Source organism: Albidovulum salinarum, from assembly GCF_025673475.1.
GTDB classification, from domain to species: Bacteria; Pseudomonadota; Alphaproteobacteria; order Rhodobacterales; family Rhodobacteraceae; genus Albidovulum; species Albidovulum salinarum.
Genome location: NZ_JAOVQO010000055.1, coordinates 1 through 2,796, shown reverse-complemented (window position 1 = coordinate 2,796; position 2,796 = coordinate 1). Strand labels below are relative to the sequence as shown.

4 protein-coding genes are annotated in these 2,796 nt (G+C 64.2%); 3 read left to right on the top strand and 1 reads right to left on the bottom strand.

Going from position 1 to position 2,796, the window contains the following annotated elements; translation table 11 throughout:
• Positions 1-100 precede the first annotated feature (100 nt).
• The 3 genes from tnpA to tnpC all read left to right on the top strand — a co-directional run bounded on the left by tnpA (position 101) and on the right by tnpC (position 2,527).
• Complete coding sequence (gene tnpA / locus OEZ60_RS22025; protein WP_263340995.1) at positions 101-475, top strand: IS66-like element accessory protein TnpA; 375 nt, start codon at positions 101-103, stop codon at positions 473-475.
• Positions 472-819 carry an IS66 family insertion sequence element accessory protein TnpB gene (gene tnpB / locus OEZ60_RS22020; protein ID WP_263340992.1) on the top strand — a complete coding sequence of 116 codons (348 nt, stop codon included), beginning with the start codon at positions 472-474 and terminating at the stop codon, positions 817-819. Before tnpA ends, tnpB begins: the two co-directional genes overlap by 4 nt.
• A gap of 61 nt (positions 820-880) precedes the next feature.
• Complete coding sequence (tnpC, locus tag OEZ60_RS22015; protein ID WP_263340989.1) at positions 881-2,527, top strand: IS66 family transposase; 1,647 nt, start codon at positions 881-883, stop codon at positions 2,525-2,527.
• On the opposite strand, the gene OEZ60_RS22010 is transcribed toward tnpC, so the two are convergent.
• On the bottom strand, positions 2,508-2,696 hold the full coding sequence (locus tag OEZ60_RS22010; protein WP_263340988.1) for a DUF6429 family protein: 189 nt from the start codon (positions 2,694-2,696) through the stop codon (positions 2,508-2,510). The two genes, tnpC and OEZ60_RS22010, sit on opposite strands and share 20 nt — an antisense overlap.
• Positions 2,697-2,796: the final 100 nt, after the last annotated feature.

Genomic DNA, 2,796 nt, shown 5'->3' with positions numbered 1-2,796 from the left:
GTAACCGGCCGCTTTGGACCGCCTTCCGAGTGTGGTCTTCAGATCTTAGGCTACGTCGTTATTGACGTCGTTGCCGACGTCGTATCGGCTGGGAGATTGAATGCGGCAGGGTGAAGTGCTGGGTGTGGAACGCCGCCGGCGATGGTCTGATGAGGAGAAGCTGGCGATCCTCGCGCGGGTTGGCATAGCCGGCCGGACAGTTTCGGATGTGGCGCGGGAGGAAGACCTGACGCGACAGCACATCTACCAGTGGCGGCGGGAGCTGCGCCGCAAGGGAATGTGGCCGCGATCCGAGGAGGCTGTGTTTCTGCCGGTCGACCTTTCTCCAGTGCCGGAACCTGAGGTGCGAGCGGCAGCGGGGCCGTCGGTGTCCACGCTGGAGATCGTGCTGCGCAACGGGCGCCGGCTTTTGTGCAATGGCCCCGTTGAGGATTGCCATCTGGCGCGACTGATCCGGTTGGTGGAGACGGCATGATCGGCCCTGGCACCGGTGTGCGGGTCTACCTGGCCTGCGGCACAACTGACATGAGGAAGGGGATTGCGGGCCTCGCAGCGCTCGCCCAAGACGTTCTGCGACAGAAGCCGACCGGTGGCGCTGTCTTCGCCTTTCGCGGACGCAAGAGTGACAGGGTGAAGCTTTTGTATTGGGACGGTCAGGGATTTTGTCTCTATTACAAGGTCCTGTCCCGTGGACGTTTTCCCTGGCCCTCGGCCAGTGACGGGGTGGCCCGGCTAACCTCGGCGCAACTGGCCATGCTCTGGGAAGGAATCGACTGGCGACGACCAGACTGGGGCGCGCCGCCGGCCCGGGTTGGTTGATTATCCATCTGTTTTTGCTTTATTTTATTGGCCATTCTTGCCTGTCGTGATAGACATCCGCATGTCCTCCTCCACCGCCCAATTGCCCGACGATCCGGCCGCCTTGAAGGCGATGATCGCGGCTTTGCAGGCGGAGAACGCGAAGGTGGAAGAGACGGTTGCAAGGCTGAAGGTCAGCCTGCGGGCCCATGAAGCGCTGGTGCAGGCGCTGCGGCTGCGGATCACCCGGCTGAAGAAGCAGCGGTTCGGCCAGAGCTCGGAGAAGATCGCGCGCGAGATCGAGCAGTTGGAACTGGCGCTCGAGAACCTCGAGGTGAGCCAGGCCAGCAGTGAGGCCGAGATGCCGCCCGAAGAGGATGACGCGGTCACTGCGTCGGTCGCCGAGGGCAAGACGGTCACCGTCCCGCGCCGCCGCAAGCCGCGGGTGACGGCCGCGACGCCGCGCGAGCGCATCGTGCTCGATCCCGGCGACAGTTGCCCCGACTGCGGCGGCGCCCTGCGCCTGGTCGGCGAAGACGTCAGTGAGATCCTCGATCTGATCGCCGCCAGGCTGAAGGTGGTCGAGACGGCCCGGCTGAAGAAGTCCTGCCGTCGCTGCGAGAAGATCACTCAGCCTGCCGCGCCGTCGCGCCCGATCCCGCGCGCCATGGTGGGGCCGGCGCTGCTGGTGCATATCCTCGTCGCCAAATTCGACGACCATTTGCCGCTCTATCGCCAGCAGGAGATCTTCGCCCGGATGGGCGCCGACATTCCGTCCTCGACCTTGGTCGACTGGTGCGGTCAGGGCATCCGGGTGCTGGCGCCGCTGGTCGAGCGGATCCGCACGGAGGTGATGAAGACCGACCGGCTGCATGCCGACGACACCACCGTCCGCGTCCTCGATCCCTCGAAGCGCAACGAGGGGATCGGCAAGGGCGTGAAGGAGGGGCGGATCTGGATCTACCTCCGAGATGACCGGCCCTGGGGCGGAGCGGCGCCACCCAGCAGCGCCTATTTCTTCTCGGTCGATCGCAAGGGGGAGCATCCCCATAAGCATCTCGTCGGTTTCCGCGGGATCCTCCAGGCCGATGCCTATACCGGTTTCAAATCGCTCTATGTACCGGACGAGGACGGCCAGCCGCGGATCCGCGAGGCCGCTTGTTGGGCACACCTCAGACGAGACTTCTTCGACGTCCACAAGGGAACCGGCTCCGCCATCGCGCTCGAGGCCCTGAAGCGGATCGGCGAGTTCTACGACATTGAGGCCGAGATCACAGGGCAAAGCGCTGAGGCGCGCCGTGCTGCGCGTCAGTCCCGGAGCAAACCCAAGGTCGAGGCCTTCAGGGCCTGGGCCGAGGAGCAGCTCAAGCGCATTCCCGGAAAGAGCGATCTGGCCAAGGCGTTCCGCTACGGGCTGAACCGCTGGGAGTCGTTCCGCCTGTTCCTCGACGACGGTCGCGTGGCAATCGACAACAACCCGGCCGAGCGGAAGATGAAGCCTATAGCATTGGGCAGAAAGAATTTTCTATTCGCGGGCTCGGATGCCGGCGGCGAGACGCTGGCCGCCGCGATGACCATCATCGAGACCGCAAAGGACAACGGGCTCGATCCGCAGGCCTACCTCGCCGATATCTTCGCCCGGATCAACGACCACAAGATCAATCGGATCGATGAGCTTCTGCCTTGGAACTGGAAGCCCATGGGCACCGTCAAGGCCGAGGCCGCGTGAACATCGCTCGAAAGAGTTCCTCGGCGCGCCTCAGCCCCTCATCCGTCAAGACAACCGACTTCGTCTTGTTGACCGGATCGGCAATCAGCCCCTTCTCGTGCAACCGCCCCAAGCACTCCCAGTCAAAGCCTTTCCAAGCCCGCCGCTCATCATGCAGCGTCAACCACATCAGACCCAGAACGGCGTCGTCGATCCGGTCTCGGTCAATCTCCATGCCGCGAGCCTATCACAGATCATCGCGGCCACTGCGGCCCAATCCGGCCGGTTAC